This is a genomic window from Streptococcus sp. 2022WUSS037 (assembly GCF_044427225.1).
In the GTDB taxonomy this organism is placed as follows: domain Bacteria; phylum Bacillota; class Bacilli; order Lactobacillales; family Streptococcaceae; genus Streptococcus.
In genome coordinates this window covers 1-21,087 of the sequence record NZ_JAOTGJ010000027.1, presented here as the reverse complement: position 1 = coordinate 21,087, position 21,087 = coordinate 1, and the positions used below count along the sequence as shown (strand labels likewise).

Here is a 21,087-nt window from a genome sequence, read left to right as displayed (position 1 = left end):
TAACCTCCTTGTTATTCGTGAACTAAAAGTAGGGGCTTGATAGGTAGTCCAAGCCGTATTCCAAATGTCCTTCGAATAATATATACAATTAATTACATTTATTATACTGCTTAATTAGTACAAAAGCAATAGTTTCTATCAATATTTTTGTAGTATGGATGTGGATATATTCCAAGAAGTCGAGTATCGTCGTTTAGTTTTTCTTTTATTACTTCGACGTAAGAGGAAACTCCGTTTCCTTATTTCCAACTTCAAACACTCCACTGGATTGTTTGAACTCGCCTTGCCTGAAAACAAAAAAAGCGAAGTACCTCAGCAGGTCAATGCCTAGAAATTAGAAAGCATTAAGTTATGCCTGCGGCTTTTGAAGCGAACTTGGTTCGCGCTATTTCCAGCCTTCAAAGGTTCCCCAAACCTTTGAAGCGAGTACTAAAAGTAAACTAAAAGACTATGTACAATGGAGTGGAATAAGTTCGATTATCCGAAAATTTGCTATAATAGATCTATGAACGATTTAATCAAGCATAAGTTGGAGTTGCTGCCGGACAGTCCGGGTTGCTACCTCCATAAAAACAAGTACGGAAAGATTATCTATGTGGGCAAGGCCAAAAACCTGCGCAATCGGGTGCGGTCTTATTTTCGTGGTGCCCATGATACCAAGACGGAGGCCTTAGTATCTGAAATTGCTGACTTTGAATTCATCGTAACGGATTCCAATATCGAGGCCCTCTTGTTGGAAATCAATCTGATTCAGGAAAACAAGCCCCGCTATAACATCATGCTAAAGGATGACAAGTCCTATCCTTTTATCAAGATTACCAAGGAACGCCACCCACGGCTCCTCATTACACGGCAGATAAAAAAGGATGGTGGTCAGTATTTTGGCCCCTATCCAGATGTGAGTGCGGCTAATCAGACCCTCAAATTGCTGGAACGCCTCTATCCTTTCCGCAAGTGTAAATTGCCTGAGAACAAGTATTGTCTTTATTATCATTTGGGGCAATGTCTGGCACATGGAGACAACATGCCCAGCCTGTCTGACTATGACAAGATGAGTAAGGAAGTGGCCCAGTTCTTGACAGGTCATGATGATAAGATTGTCAAGGAAGTGCAGGAAAAGATGAAGACGGCTGCTGGCAATCTGGAGTTTGAAAAAGCTGCGGAATACCGTGATGTCCTGCAATCCATTTCAACCCTGCGGACCAAGCAACGTGTGATGGCTCATGACTTGCAGAATCGGGATGTCTTTGGCTACTATGTGGACAAGGGCTGGATGTGTGTGCAGGTTTTCTTTGTTCGGCAGGGGAAACTGATTGAGCGGAATGTCAATCTTTTTCCATATTATAATGATGCGGACGAAGACTTTTTGACCTACATCGGTCAGTTTTACAGGGACCAGCAACATTTGATTCCCTCAGAGGTCTTGATACCGCAGGATATTGACCAAGAAGCCGTAGAAGCTCTGGTGGATACCAAGGTGCTTAAGCCCCAGCGTGGCGAGAAGAAGCAGCTCATCAATCTGGCGACCAAGAATGCGCGTGTCAGTCTGGAGCAGAAGTTTAATCTCTTGGATAAAAATCTGGAGAAGACCTACGGTGCGGTGGAGAATATCGGTCAGCTTTTGGGGATTCCGACGCCTGTGCGGATTGAGGCTTTTGATAACTCCAACATCATGGGGACCAGTCCTGTGTCGGCCATGGTGGTCTTTGAAAATGGGGTGCCTAATAAAAAGGAATACCGCAAGTATAAGATTAAAACGGTGGAGGGACCGGATGACTATGCTTCCATGCGAGAAGTGTTGCAGCGGCGGTACAGTCGGGTGCTGCGGGACGGTTTGACACCACCTGATTTGATTATCATCGATGGTGGTCAGGGCCAGGTCAATGTCGCCAAGCAGGTGATTGAGCAGGAGTTGGGTATGTCCATTCCCATTGCAGGTTTGCAGAAGAATGACAAGCACCAGACGCACGAGTTGCTTTTTGGCAATCCGCTGGAAGTAGTTGAGTTGCCCCGTAATTCTCAGGAATTTTTCCTCCTGCATCGGATTCAAGATGAAGTGCACCGTTTTGCCATTGAGTTTCACCGTCAGGTTCGGTCAAAAAATTCCTTCTCATCAAAATTAGACGGCATAGAAGGATTGGGACCAAAACGCAAACAGGCTCTGATGAAACATTTCAAGTCTATTGGCAATATCCAGTCAGCAAGTTTGCAGGAAATCGCAGAAGCAGGAGTGCCGTATAAGGTGGCGGAGAAGGTAAAGGAAAGTTTGAAGCAGAAGTAAATGGAAAAATGCAATAAAATAGTTTACATTCTTTTTTGTATGTGTTAATATATTTGAGTGAATATTTATATTTGTAAAAACAATAAAGAGGTTGATGATTATGAACAAATATCTTACTCATCTGATTGGTTGTTTGCTCCTATTGTCTATGTTATTTCCATTTGCACATGCTGTCGACAGTGAAAATTACTCTGTTTTCCTTGTGTCAGGTTGGCGGTATTTCAGTCAAAACTTATTTTCCTTGTCTGTAATCCTCATCTTTTTAGCGTTCTTTTTCATCAATTATCAAGCTAATAAAAATATCCAACTGATTATTTTTGTCATGGCTTTTATGGCTACTTTGTATTTTTATTGTTTACCTGTTTTGGCTTTAGGAGAAGGGGGATGGAGTCAGATAATTGAATTGCCTGTTGCTTATTACATTTGTGGTTTACTTATGCTTGTTGGAGTTGGATTAAAAGTAAAATGTTTGGTATCTGTTTAATTGCCTAAAATTTCTGAAAAGCACGAGGACTGTCTTTCTAGTTAAAAGCTGGAAAGCAGTCCTTTTAAGATAATATGGTAAATCTTGTCTTCTGGCAGGTAGAGATGAGATTTGAAAGCTCTACTAATTTATGGTAAAATGAATTATCAATGACTGATTAAGGAGAAAGCAATGGCGTTCGGCGAAGAGAAACACAAGAAAACAACATTTGAAAAAGTAACTTTAGTAGTTGTTGTCGTGATGGTTGTCGTGACATTAGCTGGCTTGATTTTACCAGCCATTAATGCATTGATGAATTAAGAATCTGTATTCACTGTTCAGCACTTCTATACTAAGGCTAGTTTTTAAGCACTCATCGTTAGTTTTTTTAGAAAATACAGTCAGTATTTTGAAAAACTACCTTGATTGGCTAAAAACGATTTCTTATATATGAGCACTTCGCTTGTGAATACAGGTCTAAAACGCTTTTAAGCGTTTTTTTCTAGGAAAGAATAGGGTAAATTATGAGTATGTTTTTAGATACTGCCAAGATTAAGGTCAAGGCAGGGAAAGGTGGCGACGGGATGGTCGCCTTCCGCCGTGAAAAGTATGTACCTAATGGCGGTCCTTGGGGCGGTGATGGTGGCCGTGGCGGAGACGTTGTTTTTGTTGTAGATGAAGGCTTGCGTACTCTCATGGACTTCCGTTACAATCGTCGTTTTAAAGCTGACGATGGTGAAAAAGGGATGACCAAGGGCATGCATGGTCGTGGTGCGGAAGACCTGATTGTTCGTGTACCACAGGGGACAACTGTTCGTGATGCGGATACTGGCAAGGTCATCACTGACTTGGTTGAAAATGGTCAAGAGTTTGTCATTGCCCACGGTGGTCGTGGCGGCCGTGGAAATATCCGTTTTGCGACTCCTAAAAATCCAGCTCCTGAGATTTCAGAAAATGGAGAACCTGGCGAAGAACGCAATCTTGAATTAGAATTGAAAGTGTTGGCTGATGTAGGTCTTGTAGGTTTCCCATCAGTTGGTAAGTCAACGCTTCTCAGTGTTATTACTGCAGCTAAGCCTAAAATTGGTGCCTACCATTTTACAACCATTGTGCCAAATTTGGGAATGGTTCGGACCAAATCTGGCGAGTCATTTGCCGTCGCAGATTTGCCAGGTTTGATTGAAGGGGCTAGTCAAGGTGTTGGATTGGGAACGCAATTTCTTCGTCACATCGAGCGGACACGTGTTATCTTGCATGTTTTAGACATGTCAGCAAGTGAAGGCCGTGATCCTTATGAAGATTACGTAGCCATCAACAATGAATTGGAAACCTACAATCTTCGCCTCATGGAACGTCCTCAGATTATCGTTGCCAATAAAATGGACATGCCAGAGGCAGAGGAACATCTGGAAGAGTTCAAGAAGAAATTGGCAGCCAACTACGACGAGTTTGACGAACTACCACAGATTTTCCCAATCTCAGGGATTGCTCACCAAGGTTTGGAAAATCTTTTGGAAGCCACAGCTGAGCTGCTAGAGAAAACGCCAGAATTCTTGCTCTACGACGAATCAGATTTCCAAGAAGAAGAGGCTTACTATGGCTTTAACCCAGATGAGCCAGAATTTGACATCAGCCGTGCAGACGATGCAAGCTGGGTTCTATCTGGTGATAAACTAGAAAAACTCTTCACCATGACTAACTTTGATCGTGACGAATCTGTCAAGAAATTTGCTCGCCAGTTGCGTGGTATGGGTGTTGACGAAGCCCTCCGTGCCCGTGGAGCCAAAGACGGCGACACAGTTCGCATCGGCAAGTTCGAATTTGAGTTTGTGGATTAACGTTGGAACTACCTCTAAGTCCTAAAGGACTTGATGTAGTACGGTAGCCGCTATGGCGGACTACCTACCAACCTTACTAATTTCATTCAGTTCATGATCGTTTGTAAACAATCTATAAAATAGTTGGAGGTTTGTATGGGTGATAAACCAATATCCTTCAAGGATAAGGATGGAAATTTTGTCTCAGCAGCCGATGTATGGAATGCTGAGAAATTAGAAGAACTCTTCAATACACTCAATCCCAATCGGAAATTGCGATTAGAGAGGGAGCGTTTAGCAAGAGAGAAGGAAAATGAGTAAACTTGACCTGTTAGTTTTCAAATAACTAGCAGGTTTTTGGTATTGAATTTTGAAAATGTTAGTGAATGTGCTATAATATAATTAGGGGAAATGCTCTATTTTTCGAATATATAATACGAGGTTATATCTCAATCAATAGAATATGGAGAAAAATATGAGCAAAAAAAGACATCGCATCAATCCAATGATGGACATTGCAGCTAAAAAAGTTTTTAGCGATCCAGAGGTGACCATTGATTTCATTGAAACCTTTCTCGGTTTCAGACCTAAAATGGTCAAAATTATGAACGGAACTCTTGCTGATTTAAAGAAAGAACAAGATGGCTATTTTACTACGACCGTTGATGTTCTTGCCTCATTGGAAGATGATACCCAAGTAGTGATTGAAATCCAAGTCGCCTACCAAAGAGGCTTTTTGAAAAGATTGTGGACCTATATTTGCCAACACCTGGTCGCAAACCTGCCCAATGTTCGACAAAAAGTTGCCAAAACCCATAAGATGTACGATAAAATCCAACCTGTCTATGGTATCGCCGTAGTTGCAACCAACTACTTTAAAGATGAAAGACCAGTCCATTCATTTATTATTACGGATTCAGAAACAGGTCAGGTCTTGGAGTTTCCATTTGGTAAACAAGAACAAGCGAGAAAGCCCTTCGAGATGGTCATTGTAGAACTGAAGAAACTGCCATTAGGAGAAATGGATAGGAAACAACAGCTTTGGATGGAATTCTTCTCTAACAAAGAATTTAGCTTCAAACAAACCAGTGCAATCCAAAAGGCAGAGTATCTTTTGGATGTGAATAATTGGACACAGGAGGAAAGAACAATGATTGATACATGGAACCGAAATGCCGCTAGTTATTACGAAACTATGCAGGAACGTTATGAGAAAGGTATAGAGAAAGGTGCAGAGCAAAAAACGCAAGAAGTTTTGACTTCTCTTTTTCAAGTTGGCATGTCTGATGAGAATATTTCCCTAGTTCTGAAAATCCCTATTGAGCAAGTGAGGGTGTTGCGGAAGGATACAGTCACAGAAGAAGGTCATGAACATGGCATATAATCTTGAAATACTCCACATGCACCGCGCCGCTAGTTATTACGAAACCATGCAGGAACGCTTTGAAGAAGGCTATGAGGAGGGTGTTGAAGATGGTTATGAGAAAGGAATTGAGAAAGGTGCAGAACAAAAAACGCAAGAAGTTTTGATTTCTCTTTTTCAAGTTGGCATGTCTGATGAGAATATTTCCCTAGTTCTGAAAATGCCTATTGAACAAGTGAGGGTGTTGCGGAAAGATATTGTCACAGAAGAAGGTCATGAACATGGCAACTAGGCTGTTTTTTTCTGATGGTATGAAATCTCACTTCGTTATTTCAACAGATCTCCTAGTAGAACAGAGTGGGAGTGGGAAAGACATCCATGATGGCTCCGCCCACTCCCACGGAATAATAGATGTCGAAGCTAATGGAGCCAACACAAAGGTGGATAAGAGAATGTTAGAAGGAAAACTCTGTGCTACACAGGGTTTTTATTTTAAATTTCTTTTCCTGTTTTATAGTCTTTTAGTTTACTTTTAGTACTAGGCAACGAGCCGCAGGCTTAACTAGAGTTAGGCAAGGCGAGTTCAAACAATCCAGTGGAGTGTTTGAAGTTGGAAATAAGGAAACGGAGTTTCCTCTTACGTCGAAGTAATAAAAGAAAAACTAAATGACGATATCTCAAATTTGTCATCACCAACTTGTCCCATAGTAAGTTCTACCTTATTTCTTTGTCTCAGTCTAATTTCCGGTTTTTGGGTTAGGCTAGAACTTAATTTGGGAATTTAGCATAATTTTAGTTTTCGCGTACGACGTGAAAAATGATTGATTTTACTTGCAAAACGGGGGGGGGTAGGTTATAATATTTATTGAAACTAAAAATAGTTAACTAGTAGTAAAATGATGGAGATGTAATCTGAAAGCATTTTTAGTTACTAAACTTATTTTTAGCATTGCATAGAATACAGGAGGATAATAATGCATCATTCTAGAAGAAAGTCTTTTGACTGGTACGGATTGAAACAGCACTTCTCAATTCGTAAATACCACTTTGGTGCTGCTAGTGTCTTACTTGGGATGTCGATTGCACTTGGTGCTGGGACACAGGTTGTTCAAGCAGCAGAGACAGTTACACCCCCAGAGTCTACGTCCGTAGCTCCATCCACAAGTGCTACAGAATCAAAGACATCAGAAACTGCAACAAAAGCAGCGACTTCATCAAGTTCTGAACGTACAGTTGAAATCGGCTATATTGTTAACTACGCTACTGAAGATGGAATACTTGGGAACCCTTCAGTAGAAACAGTTTCAGTTACTACCACAGAAACAATTGCAAAAGCAACGGTATCTGTCACAGCAGTAGTACCAGAAGGGTATGAATTAGCATCAGGTCAGTCAGCTACAGTTTCTCAAGAAGTGACAGAGAATGGAGAAAATATTGTAACTGTAAAAGTTGTCAAAAAAGTAGAAGCTACAGCAACTGTTAGCTCACCAACTACAACATCAACAACTGTAGCAACTGCTAGTTCAACAACTAGAGCAGCTACATCAACTACACCTACGACATCAACTGCACCTACGACACCTACAACCGTAGAAGAAGCAAAAAAAGTTCTTGAGCAAGTAACTTCAGAAGCGGAAGTATTGGCAAATGAAACTAATCGTTTGGTTGCTGCAGATAACACAAATGAAGTGTTGAAAACAGCAGCTGCCGCAACTAAATTGGTTGCCACAAAAGCGACTGTAACTTTCCAAAATACACTTGCAACACTTGAAGAAGTAAACGCTCAAATCAGTGCAGTTCGTTCAAACGTTGAAGCACTTGCTTTGGAATTGCGTAAGTACTATCCAGATGGTAACATTGTTGCTTTGATGGCTACAACAACATCAACTGCGGCAGCAACGACAATTGAAACGACAAATCCTGCATCTGTGTCATACGCTCAACACGGTGTTTGGGAAATTCCAGATCTAGCAAAAGCAGCCAATTCAGGCCTTCATGTTGCTGATCAGAAAGCAACTATTACAGAGGCAAACAAAAACATTCCTGCTGGTTATATCGGCGATCAAGATGCAAACCGCGATACCTTCTTGATTATCGAACTGGATGAAAAAGCTGGTGATGGAAAAGGTTTCAATGAGTGGGTTGGTAAAAACTACTACATCACTTTCTCTGTATCAACTGATGCAACGGAACGTGCAGCTAACGATGTTGTTTATGCAAAATTAGTTGAAAAAACTGACAGCGGAAGCACTGTTGTTAACACTATTGAGTTAAAACCAGGTGTAGAAAACAACTTTAATCAGTTGAAAGTACTAGAAAACGATGCAACTCATAAAACGATTTATGGTTTTACGTACAAAATTTCAACTGCCGGTGGTACGACAAGAAACGTTGCTATGGAGAATAGTAATGGTAATAACCGGAACGTTATTAAGTACAGTAAATTGGAACCATCTCGTGTTGATGTTCCATTTAATTCAACAAGCTTCCTTGTAACAGGTTCAACCACTCAAACGACATCTTATTTTGTTAAAGAAAATGCAGCAACTGGTCGTGAACGTGAATTGTTGGCGAAATACACTCAAACAGGTGGTTTGAGTGGTGATGCCTTCCATATCGCTGGTGCGATTGACTTTGACAACTATGAGTTGATTGAGTCAGAACTTCCTACAGTAACATCCGGTACCTTGACTTCTGACTATGTGGTTGGTTCACAATATATTTCATATGGTGCAAACTTTAACGAAGCACGTTTATATACAATTACAGATCAAGATGGTTCTCTTCAAATCCAAGTTTACATGTTGGATCCAAACAATCCAGATTGGGCAAAATTCTATAAGACTAATCAGAACAATGCAACTGTATCAGACATCCCTGAGTACTTCAAGTTGATGTTCACAACAGAAGTACTTGCGCCTCAAACCTACAACTCAAAACAAGGTACTGCGACACTTAAGTTCTATGAGGCAAATAAATTAGTTCTTGAGAGCACTGAAATTCAAGTTTTAGATGCTAATGGTGATGTTCTTGGTACTTTGAGCGATGATAAAACCACTATTACTACAAAAGCTGGTGCTAAAATTTCAGTTGCAAGCACAACAGATACTATGGTAACTGATACGGATGGTACAATCTACACTGTTAATTACAACAAAATCTACAAAACAGATGCTGATGGCAACTATGTGGACGCAGATGGCAAAGTTCTAACCCCTATCCTTTGGGATAAAGCGACTCCAAATAACCCTTATGTAAAAAATATTTATGGTCCTAATGAATCTGGCGTAGATAATGTTACGATTTCTACAGGCCCATTAGCAGTAAACCAGCATCCAGACGGTGTTTGGTACTTTGGTTACAACTATAAGACTGCAGCTTCAGAAACTCGATTGACTGATAGTGAAACGGACAAACGTTGGGATCTTGGTGGTCAAGAATTGACTTTGCGCAATGCTAATACTAAGAACGAACAACACGCTCGCTACTGGTATACTGAAAAAGGTGGCGTTAAGGTCTATTATGTTGACACAGAAGGTAATGTTTTACAAGATTCTAAGTCAATCTATGATCATGCTAACACCAACACAGCATATGATACCAAGTCTGTAAAAGATGCGACAATCACAACAGCAGATGGTACGGTTTACTACTACAAAGAAATCGATACAACAGGTCTTAACCCAGCTTCGAGCAACACAGACACTGAAAAACGTAAGATTGAAAAAATTACCGAAGAAGTTGGTACAGTTGCGCAAGATACGCTTAAAGAGTTGACTTATGTCTACGAAAAAGCTGGTAACGTCAATGTTAACTACGTTGATGTGGATGGTAATAAACTATCTGGTACAGACGGTACTGGCAAGGTAGTTACTGAAAAAGTTGCTGATCTTGTCAATGCCAAAGCGGGTACAGGATATGACACAATCGTTGATAACAGACCAGCTAAGATTGTCACTGCTGATGGTAAGACATATGAATTGGCTCCGGCTGCTGAATATACTGTCGGTACTGTTGAAGCGGATCATCATTTGTCAGTAAGCAATGTGACTGAGGTAACAGGTGTCCACGAAGCAACTGGCTCAGTCGCCTCTGGTATTACCAAAGAAATTACCTTTGTCTATAAGGAAGTAACTGGTAAGGTTATTGTTCATTATGTTGACCAAGACGGTAACCCAATCTCAGGTACAACAGACGAAGGTAAGAAAACCGCAAGCACTGTAACTGATACACCAGAAAGCTCAACAGGTACACCATACGATACAAAAGATTTGAAACCAAAAACTATCACAACAGATGATGGTAAGATTTACAAACTTGTTCCAGCTGCGACACAAGGTAATGAAACTGGTAAGGTTGTTGTTGGTACAACAGAGATTACTTATGTTTATGAACTAGTACAAGGTGATGTTATTGTTCACTATGTGGACACAGAAGGTAACACCATTGCAGATGATGTGACAGACCAAACAATCACAGATACAGGTACAGACTACGATACTAGAGATAACAAACCAGAGAAAATCACAAATGACCAAACAGGTGAGGTTTACTACATCTTACCAAAAGATGAAGTTAAAGCTGGTGATAAAGAAACTGGTAAAGTTGTCGAAGGCACAACTGAAGTGACTTACATCTACGAAAAAGCTGGTTCAGTCAACGTTAACTATGTCGATACAGACGGTAACCCACTTAAAGCTCCAGTTGCAGATGTGACTGATGGTAAGCCAGGTTCTGCCTACGACACTGTTCTTGATAACAAATTGGCTAGCATCTCAGTAGATGGCAAACTTTACCGCCTAGTTCCAGCAGGAACTTACAACGTTGGTACTGTTTCAAATGATAACAACTTGACAGCAGTTGGTAACGGTAAAGCAACAGGTATCGATGCTACGACTGGTACAGTAGAAGCAGGTAAAACAAAAGAAATCACTTACGTTTACCAAGAAGTGAAAGGCGATGTTGTTGTAGAGTACTACGATACCGAAGGAAATACCATCGCTAAAACAGAAGTTGATACACCAACAACATCAGTAGACACACCATATGAAACCTACGACCACAAACCAGCAACTATTACAGTTGTTGAAAAAGATGGTTCAGAAACAGTCTACTATTACAAAGAAGTGAAAGATACATCTGCACCAGAAAAAGGTGATGTCGTAGAAGGAACAACAACAGTTCAATACGTCTACGAAAAAGCAGGTAACGTCAACGTTAATTATGTGGATACAGAAGGTAACGTCATCCAAGCTCCTGTAGCAGATGTGACAGATGGCAAACCAGATTCTGCTTATGCTACTACAGACCACAAACCAACAGAAATCACCACAGCAGATGGTAAGACATATCGTCTTGTCGCAAAAGAAAAAGCAGGTGATTACCCAGTTGGTACAGTTTCAGATGAAGGTAACCTGACTGCTGTAGGTAACGGTACTGCCACAGGTGTTGATTCAGAAACAGGTACAGTAGAAGCAGGTAAAACAAAAGAAATTACTTACGTCTACGAAGAGGTAAAAGGTGATGTCATCGTTCACTACGTTGATACCGAAGGTAACCCAATCTCAGGCACAACAGATGAAGGCAAGAAAACCGCAAGCACTGTAACTGATACACCAGAAAGCTCAACAGGTACACCATACAACACAACAGACTTAAAACCAAAAGAAATCACAACAGATGATGGTAAGACATACCGTATCGTACCAATTCTGACAAAAGGTAAAGAAGATGGTAAGGTTGTTGTTGGTACAACAGAAATCACATACGTTTACGAAGAAGTGAAAGGTGATGTTGTTGTTAACTACGTGAATACTGCAGGTGAAGTGATTGCTCCACAAGTGGTTGATACGAAGACAACTTCAACTGGAACAGCTTACGACACAAAAGACAACAAACCAACTAAGATTACTACTGAATCAGGTGATGTTTACTACTACAAAGAAGTGAAAGCTGGTGATAAAGAAACTGGTAAGGTTGTAGAAGGCACAACTGAAGTGACTTATGTTTACGAACCAGGCGGATCTGTTACAGTGAATTATGTAACAACTGATGGTAAAGTTATCAAATCTCCAGTCAAAGACGAAGAGAATGCTGAACCAGGTAAGTCATACTCAACAGAAGACAACAAACCAACTACCATCACAACAGAAGATGGTAAGACCTACAAACTCGTTCCAAAAGCAACTAAAGGCGAAGAGAACGGTACAGTAACTTCTGGCGAAGATAAGCAAGTCACTTACGTTTACGAAGAAGTGAAAGGTAACGTTGTAGTTGAGTACTACAACACAGCTGGTGAGAAAATTGCCGCTGATGTTGAGGACACTCCTGCTTCATCAACAGGTACGGCTTACACAACTCTTGATCACAAGCCAGCTAAGATTACTGCAACTGATGGTACAGTTTACTACTACAAAGAAGTGAAAGCTGACTCAGCAGTGGAAACAGGTAATGTCGTTGAGGGTACAACAACTGTTAAGTATGTTTATGAACAAGCTGGTAACGTTGTGGTTAACTACGTGACAGAAGACGGTACAGTTATCAAGAGTCCAGTTAAGGATGAAACTGATGCACCTGCTGGTAAATCATACGATACAACAGATAACAAACCAACAGAGATTGTTACAGAAGACGGTTCACGTTATGTATTGATCCCATCTAAGACAATTGGTTCAGAAAATGGTAAAGTTGAAGGTGGTAAGACAACAGAAATCACTTATGTGTATAAGAAAGTTGCGAACTGGATTCCAGAAATTCCAGGTGTTCCAGAAAACGAACGCCCAGTAATTCCATATCCATTTGATCCAAACACTCCAGACGTACCAGTAACACCAACTCCAGGTACAGTGATTCCAAACGTTCCGGGCTACACACCAGTAGATCCTAAGGACAACACACCATTGAAACCATTTGATCCAAACGATCCAGGTAAAGGTTATGTGCCACCAACTCCAGAAAAACCAGGAGAAGACACACTAATCCCTTACGTTCAAAATGGTAATGTTGTGGTTAACTACGTAACAGAAGACGGTACAGTTATCAAGAGTCCAGTTAAGGATGAAACTGATGCACCTGCTGGTAAATCATACGATACAACTGATAACAAACCAACAGAGATTGTTACAGAAGACGGTTCACGTTATGTATTGATCCCATCTAAGACAATTGGTTCAGAAAATGGTACAGTTGAAGGTGGTAAGACAACAGAAATCACTTATGTGTATAAGAAAGTTGCGAACTGGATTCCAGAAATTCCAGGTGTTCCAGAAAACGAACGTCCAGTAATTCCATATCCATTTGATCCAAACACTCCAGACGTACCAGTAACACCAACTCCAGGTACAGTGATTCCAAACGTTCCGGGCTACACACCAGTAGATCCTAAGGACAACACACCATTGAAACCAGTAGATCCAAATGATCCAGGTAAGGGTTATGTGCCACCAACACCAGAAAATCCAGGTGAAGACACACTAATCCCTTACGTTCAAAATGGTAATGTTGTGGTTAACTACGTAACAGAAGACGGTACAGTTATCAAGAGTCCAGTTAAGGATGAAACTGATGCACCTGCTGGTAAATCATACGATACAACTGATAACAAGCCAACAGAGATTGTTACAGAAGACGGTTCACGTTATGTATTGATCCCATCTAAGACAATTGGTACAGAAAATGGTACAGTTGAAGGTGGTAAGACAACAGAAATCACTTATGTGTATAAGAAAGTTGCGAACTGGATTCCAGAAATTCCAGGTGTTCCAGAAAACGAACGCCCAGTAATTCCATATCCGTTTGATCCAAACAATCCAGATGTACCAGTAACACCAACTCCAGGTACAGTGATTCCAAACGTTCCGGGCTACACACCAGTAGATCCTAAGGACAACACACCATTGAAACCAGTAGATCCAAATGATCCAGGTAAGGGTTATGTGCCACCAACACCAGAAAATCCAGGTGAAGACACACTAATCCCTTACGTTCAAAATGGTAATGTTGTGGTTAACTACGTAACAGAAGATGGTACAGTTATCAAGAGTCCAGTTAAGGATGAAACTGATGCACCTGCTGGTAAATCATACGATACAACTGATAACAAACCAAATACTATCACTACAGAAGATGGTACAACTTATGAGCTTGTTCGTGTTGATGGTTCAGAAACTGGTACTGTTGTAGGTGGTAAGACAACTGAAGTAACTTACGTTTACCGTAAAGTGACTCCAGCTAAGAAGGTTGTGACAAACCACGTTGACGAAGATGGTAACCCAATTGCACCGCAAGAAGAGGGAACAACACCTAACAAGTCAATCCCAGGATACGAGTTCACAGGTAAGACTGTAACAGATCCAGATGGCAATACAACACACATCTACCGTAAGGTTAAGAAAGTTGTAACAAACCACGTTGACGAAGATGGTAACCCAATTGCACCGCAAGAAGAGGGAACAACACCTAACAAGTCAATCCCAGGATATGAGTTCACAGGTAAGACATACACTGATGGTGACGGTAATACATATCATGTTTACCGTAAGGTAAACAAACCTGTTGCACCAAAACCACAAGCTCCTGTAGCTCCAACAACTACTACTAAGACTGGTGTGGCTCAATTGCCAAATACAGGTGAAGCTTCATCAGTAGCAAGTGTGTTGGGTGCAGCAATGCTTGTAGCAGCTCTTGCCCTTGTTGGTAAGCGTCGTCGCAACGAAGACTAATTACATTATTTTTCCTAACCTCCTATCAAGGTAAAATAATTAAAAGGAAAGGTTCGCCTTTCCTTTTTTTTGTGCAAGAACTTATATATCATTATCCGTGGTGCAAGTTCATTTCAAAATAGCGTAAGTTATGAGCTAGAATAATTTGTTCCATTCGTAACTGTAGTCCGGCTAGCCCTCTAGCTAATGTATGTTCGATGTCAAAGAGGCGACATAATTCAGAATAACGTGTCTCGATAGTTCGTCTCATAGCCATCACTTTTCCATTGTTATATTTTTCAGCTCCTGCCATATTTTGTCGAAATGGCGTCCATAGATGGTACCCTTCTTGCTCGGAGTCCTTCTTGAGTTCACTACTCAGGTAGCCTAAATCACCTAGGATAACCGATTGCTTACACCCTTCTAATAATTCATAAACCACCTTGATGTCATGAACAGAGGCTGGCGTGACAACATTGTTCAAAATATAACCAGATAAGGTCACTAGCATATGAACCTTGAAACCGTAGAACCAAAGATGTTTAGAGGTATTGTAGCCAATATCAGCTAATCCTTTAAAAGTGGGTTTTACAAAATGTATTGAAAATAAATATATTTACTTGAAAAATGGGGGGGGGTATGGTAAGATAAATCTGATATATCAAATATCATAAAAGAACTAGTTTAATACTTTATATAATAATTGGAATCAAAATATTTTCTTTATAAATGTTACGGAACAATGAGTACTAATTCTCCCCAAAGATTATTAATGAAATTTGTTACGACCACACTATTTATTTTATATTTTTAGATTATCCATTTTGACTTCACAATTAGTTGAGAAGTTATTTTTCTAGCTCTAAATTTCTTTTCGGAGGTAAATATGCGCAAAGCAAAGAAAAAGTCCTTTGATTGGTACGGAACGAGACAACATTTCTCGATTCGTAAGTATCATTTTGGTGCTGCCAGTGTCTTGCTTGGTATGTCCTTGGTTCTTGGTGCTGGAGCACAAGTAGCTAAAGCCGAGGAAGCTGTTGCTTCATCAGAAACAACAACGACTGTTGCATTGACGACAGATTCGTCAGCAAGCTCTGAAGCTGTCGTTGAAGAAGCAACAGTAGCTTCATCAACAGAAACATCTGTATCCGCTTCAGAAACAGCAACATCAACTTCATCATCTACAGAAGCTTCAACTACTGAAACAGTTGCAACTGCTACAAGTACAGAACGATCTGCAGCGATTAACTACATCGTTCAATATGTGTTAGAAGATGGTACTGTAGTAAAAGCAGATGTGAAATTAGCAACTGTAAGTACTAATGAAGCTACTGTAAAAACAAGCGTTACTGTAGCTACAGAACTACCTGCTGGTTACGAATTGGCATCAGGTCAAACAGCGACTGTGACTCAAGAAGTAACAGAAGGTGCTGCGAACGTGGTTACTGTAAAAGTTGTTAAGAAAGCTGAAGCAACAACTACAACAGCAACTACTGAGTCAAAAGCAACAGAAACAGCTTCAAGCGAAACAACTACATCTACAGAAACAAAAGCTGCGACAAGCGAAGTAGTAGCTGAAACTGTAAAAACTCCAGCAACTGTTGAAGAAGCAAAAGTTGTTCTTGAACAAGTAACTTCAGAAGCAGAAGTCTTGGCAAATGAAGCTGAGCGTCTAGTTGCTGCGGCTGATAGCGATAACGAGGCATTGAAATCAGCTGCGGCAGCAACAAAATTAACTGCAACAGAAGCAACAGCTGTTTTGAATAACTCAACAGCAACACTTGAAGCTGTAAATAATCAAATCGATGCAGTTCGTTCAAATGTTGAAGCTCTGGCTTTGGAATTGCGTAAGTTCTTGGGAACTGATGTAATTCAAGTGGCTTTGACAACTACGACAGCATCGGCAACAGTAACCCAGAGTACAGGTAACTGGACTGAAAATGCAGCAGTTTTAAATAAAGAAGTGGCTGAACAAGAGGCGACAATTACTCCAACTGATGAAGATATCAATAGTGAATACAAATTAACTGAGGTTGCTGACTATAAAACATTTTTTGTTGTAGATTTATCAGGAAATCAAGATCCTACAGATACTAGCATAAAAAGCGAAGGTTCATTTAATTATCGCTTTGATAAAAATTGGTACATGAGATTTTCTACCAATAGTACCTTAAAAGATGGTAGTGTCTTAGCGGAATTGGTTGATAGATCTGCAAATCACAACGTAGTAGAAACACTAACAATTTCACCTGGTGAAAGTAAACAATTTAATAACATAAAAACACTTGCTGCGTCATCACCAATAAAAGAAAATAAAAGTTTTCAATATAAAATAACGAACAGTGAATTTAATTTTTCTAAAGATGGGCAAACTTCAACGCTTAGAAATTTAGATGTTTATGCAGGTATAGGTGGGACGGCCTTATCTACGATTATTTATTCTCCAGAATCAACTACAATACAAGGAAGTGTACAAAATAGTTTTTCTTCACCAATTCCAACTAGTGGTTTAGATGTAACTACAAAATATGTCTTAGAAAAGACAGCACTCAAAGAAGAAAAATTATTAGCCACTTACACTTTATCTGATGCAAATACAGGGGATACATACACGATAGCTGGTGCAGCAGATTTTGAGAACTATGAGTTAGTTAAGACTCCACAAAGCAATACAGGAGTTGTTGGACCAACCTATGTTAAAGGTTCTTATGTTATATCAGGAAGTTGGGCAGCAAGTCATAACGTCGTGATGGTACAAACGTTTTCAAAAGAAGACGGAACTTCTAAATTCTTAAACTTTGCTCTTAATGTAGATCATGAAGATGTAAAAGAATACTATAAAAAAGCAGATGTAACTGCTGAAGATCTGAAACTAGAAGAAACAATAGCAATAATTAATGATACATCACTTTCAAATGAAGAAAAACTGACTCAAATAAAAGCATTAAATGCGCCATATCTTTTGATGTTTGTTTCAGATGATGTAGCTCCAAGGGCAGCAAATACAGGTCCGGATTTATTAACTGGAGAAGAGGTATGGACATATACATCAAATCGTTTATGGATTAGAAATAAGTATGGTGCTCCTTATGGTGATGGTAAATATGGTCCTGTAAGTCACGAAATCACCAACACTTTATTTGAACAAAATGGATATCCGAAAGCTATGTTTTTGCCATACGAATACATACTTGTGAATGAAAGTGGCCAATATATTGATTTTGACGGCAATGTACATACCGGAAGTGACAAGACAAGTTTTGGTGGGAAAAGAATGTTTATGTTTAATGAATTCTCACCATCGACAGGAGATGTAACTTATTACTATGCTGAAAAAGGCGGAGTAAAAGTTTTCTATATTAATGAAAATGGAGAAGAAATTGCTGATGCAAATGTAGTCATTGAACACGCTGACTCGAATACTCCATTTAATTTGGAATCAGTGAAAAAATCTGAAATTACTGCAGCAGATGGAACTGTTTATTTATTTAAAGCAATAGACACTAATATTAAAAAAGCGACAGATCCAGAAGAAAGATTCACCGAAAAAATCACTTCATACGAAGGTGCAATAAAAGTAGATACTGTTCAAGAATTAACACTTGTTTATGTTAAACAACAAGTCGGCACAGTTAAATTTGTTGACACAACAGACAACACAGTTAAATTTACAAAAAACCTTAGTGGTAAAACAGGGGATGAGTTTGGCTTTGATCCAGCTGCTAAGATTAAGGAATTTGAAAACCTTGGCTACACCGTAGTGAACAAAGACAACTACAGCTCAACAGGTACCTTCGATAACATCGACGGCAATTCCCAAGACTTCGTCTTCGAATTGACACCAAAAGTTAGCCCAATCACCCCAGATAAACCAGGTGTTCCAGGTCAACCAATTGATCCAAACAACCCAGATGGTCCAACATGGCCAACAGATAAGGGTGTTGATGATGTGACCCGTACGATCAGCCGTACCGTTACTTATGTGAAAGCAGAAGGTGGCGAAGCAGCTCCAGGCTCAAGCAACTCTGTTACATTTGAGCGTTCAGGTGAAATCAACCACGTTACAGGTGAAGTCACATGGCAAGCATGGACAGCTAAGGACGGCGATGCGACACTGGAAGGACATCCATTGCCAACAGTTGGGGGTTACATCGCAAAAGAAGCAACCAACAACGGTACTAAGGTAGAACTTGATTCAACTGTTGCCAATGTCGCTGCGACAGAAACGACAGGAAACATCACAGAAGTCGTTACTTATGTGAAACTTGGTTCATGGATTCCACAACCACCAACAGGTACAGTGGAAGTTCCACCAACGGTTTACCCTAACGATCCAAATGATCCAACTAAACCAGGTACAGAAGTTCCAATCATTCCATATATTCCAGGTTATATCCCAGTAGGACCAGATAGAACAACTCCATTAGAACCAGTAGATCGAGACAATCCAACTAAGGGTTATAAAGCACCACCAGTTCCAGGTGATCCAACAACAGATACGAAGATTCCGTATGTGAAAGCATCACAAACGGGTAGTGTGAAGTTTGTGGATACGACAGATGGTTCAGTGAAATTCACAGAAACCCTCAATGGTCAAACAGGTGATGAGTTTGGCTACGATCCAGCGGCTAAGGTTAAGGAATTTGAAAACCTTGGTTACACAGTAGTGAACAAAGATAGCTACAGCTCAACAGGTACCTTCGATAACATCGACGGCAACTCACAAGACTTTGTCTACGAATTGACACCAAAAGTTTCACCAATCACACCAGAAAATCCAGGTAAACCAGGTGAGCCAATTGATCCAAACACTCCAGATGGACCAAAATGGCCAACAGATAAGGGCGTTGATGAAGTAACACGTACAATCACACGTACAGTAACGTATGTGGATGCGGATGGTAATGATGTGGCGCCAGGTTCAAGCAATTCTGTAACCTTCACACGTACAGGTGAAATCAACCATGTAACAGGTGAAGTAACATGGACAGGCTGGACAGCTAAAGGTGGCGATGCGACACTGGAAGGACATCCATTGCCAACAGTTGGGGGTTACATCGCAAAAGAAGCAACCAACAACGGTACTAAGGTAGAACTTGATTCAACTGTTGCCAATGTCGCTGCGACAGAAACGACAGGAAACATCACAGAAGTCGTTACTTATGTGAAACTTGGTTCATGGATTCCGAAACCACCAACTGGAACAATTGAAGTACCATCAACGGTTTACCCTAACGATCCAAATGATCCAACTAAACCAGGTACAGAAGTTCCAACCATTCCATATATTCCAGGTTATATCCCAGTAGGACCAGATAGAACAACTCCATTAGAACCAGTAGATCGAGACAATCCAACTAAGGGTTACATTGCACCACCGGTACCATCTAACCCAGGTGAGGATACGCTAATCAACTATGTACCAGAAGAATCAACAGTAGTTGTACGTTATGTAGATGAAAATGGTAAAGAATTGGTACCATCTGAAAATATTCCAGGTAAGGTTGGGGATGACTATACGACAAGTGGTAAAGTTATCAACGGTTACATCCTTGAAAAAGTAGAAGGAACTCCAAGTGGTAAGATTCCATCAGGTGGAACAACAGTTACTTATATTTACAAGGGACTCGGTTCATGGGTTCCAAATATCCCAGGTCAGCCAACCGATCCAATCGTTTACCCTAACGATCCAACGGATCCAAGCAGACCAGGTACAGATGTTCCAACAATTCCACATGTACCAGGATATGTACCAGTAGATCCAAATGGTGAGCCATTGAAACCAGTTGATCCAACAGATCCATCTAAAGGTTACATTGCGCCTCCAGTACCATCTAACCCAGGTGAAGATACGCCAATCAACTATGTACCAGAAGAATCTAAAGTAGTTGTACGTTACGTAGATGAAAATGGTAACGATTTGGTACCATCTGAAAACATTCCAGGTAAAGTTGGCGATGACTACACAACAAGTGGAAAAGTTATCAACGGATATATCCTTGAAAAAGTAGAAGGAACTCCAAGTGGTAAGATTCCATCAGGTGGAACAACCGTTACTTATGTTTATAAGAAACTCGGTTCATGGGTACCAAATATCCCAGGTCAGCCAACAGATCCAATCGTTTACCCTAACGATCCAACGGATCCAAGCAAACCAGGTACAGATGTTCCAACAATTCCACATGTACCAGGATATGTACCAGTAGATCCAAATGGTGAGCCATTGAAACCAGTTGATCCAACAGATCCATCTAAAGGTTACATTGCGCCTCCAGTACCATCTAACCCAGGTGAAGATACGCCAATCAACTATGTACCAGAAGAATCTAAAGTAGTTGTACGTTACGTAGATGAAAATGGTAACGATTTGGTACCATCTGAAAACATTCCAGGTAAAGTTGGCGATGACTACACAACAAGTGGAAAAGTTATCAACGGATATATCCTTGAAAAAGTAGAAGGAA

9 protein-coding genes and 1 pseudogene are annotated in these 21,087 nt (G+C 40.3%); 9 read left to right on the top strand and 1 reads right to left on the bottom strand.

The genetic code is table 11. The features are described 5' to 3' along the window. The first annotated feature begins 505 nt into the window (after positions 1 to 505). The 8 genes from uvrC (at position 506) to ODU55_RS08975 (ending at position 14,644) form a co-directional block, all read left to right on the top strand. The gene (uvrC, locus tag ODU55_RS09010; RefSeq protein ID WP_398582606.1) at positions 506 to 2,281 is read left to right on the top strand and encodes an excinuclease ABC subunit UvrC; all 1,776 of its coding nucleotides are present in this window, start codon (positions 506 to 508) and stop codon (positions 2,279 to 2,281) included. Positions 2,282 to 2,375: 94 nt separating this feature from the next. Next, positions 2,376 to 2,765, top strand: a complete 390-nt coding sequence (locus ODU55_RS09005) for a hypothetical protein (protein WP_398582605.1) — start codon at positions 2,376 to 2,378, stop codon at positions 2,763 to 2,765. 171 nt (positions 2,766 to 2,936) lie between these two features. After that, positions 2,937 to 3,065, top strand: coding sequence for a DUF4044 domain-containing protein (locus ODU55_RS09000; RefSeq protein WP_024409592.1), 129 nt, complete (start codon positions 2,937 to 2,939; stop codon positions 3,063 to 3,065). A gap of 203 nt (positions 3,066 to 3,268) precedes the next feature. Further along, positions 3,269 to 4,582, top strand: coding sequence for a GTPase ObgE (gene obgE, locus ODU55_RS08995; RefSeq protein WP_398582604.1), 1,314 nt, complete (start codon positions 3,269 to 3,271; stop codon positions 4,580 to 4,582). A 135-nt stretch (positions 4,583 to 4,717) separates the two neighbouring features. Next, complete coding sequence (locus tag ODU55_RS08990; protein WP_024409594.1) at positions 4,718 to 4,882, top strand: hypothetical protein; 165 nt, start codon at positions 4,718 to 4,720, stop codon at positions 4,880 to 4,882. Positions 4,883 to 5,036: 154 nt separating this feature from the next. After that, positions 5,037 to 5,945 (top strand): Rpn family recombination-promoting nuclease/putative transposase, encoded by a 909-nt coding sequence (locus ODU55_RS08985; protein WP_398582603.1) that lies wholly within the window; start codon positions 5,037 to 5,039, stop codon positions 5,943 to 5,945. Beyond that, positions 5,935 to 6,216 carry a hypothetical protein gene (locus ODU55_RS08980; RefSeq protein ID WP_398582602.1) on the top strand — a complete coding sequence of 94 codons (282 nt, stop codon included), beginning with the start codon at positions 5,935 to 5,937 and terminating at the stop codon, positions 6,214 to 6,216. The genes ODU55_RS08985 and ODU55_RS08980 overlap by 11 nt, the downstream gene beginning before the upstream one ends. A 682-nt stretch (positions 6,217 to 6,898) precedes the next feature. Continuing rightward, positions 6,899 to 14,644 (top strand): MucBP domain-containing protein, encoded by a 7,746-nt coding sequence (locus tag ODU55_RS08975; protein ID WP_398582601.1) that lies wholly within the window; start codon positions 6,899 to 6,901, stop codon positions 14,642 to 14,644. Between the two features lie 91 nt (positions 14,645 to 14,735). On the opposite strand, the pseudogene ODU55_RS08970 reads toward ODU55_RS08975, so the two are convergent. After that, positions 14,736 to 15,203: pseudogene (locus ODU55_RS08970) on the bottom strand (IS982 family transposase); the annotation flags it as partial. A gap of 306 nt (positions 15,204 to 15,509) precedes the next feature. On the opposite strand from ODU55_RS08970, the gene ODU55_RS08965 reads away from it, so the two are divergent. Next, on the top strand, positions 15,510 to 21,087 hold a 5,578-nt coding region (locus tag ODU55_RS08965; protein WP_398582600.1), incomplete at its 3' end, for a MucBP domain-containing protein.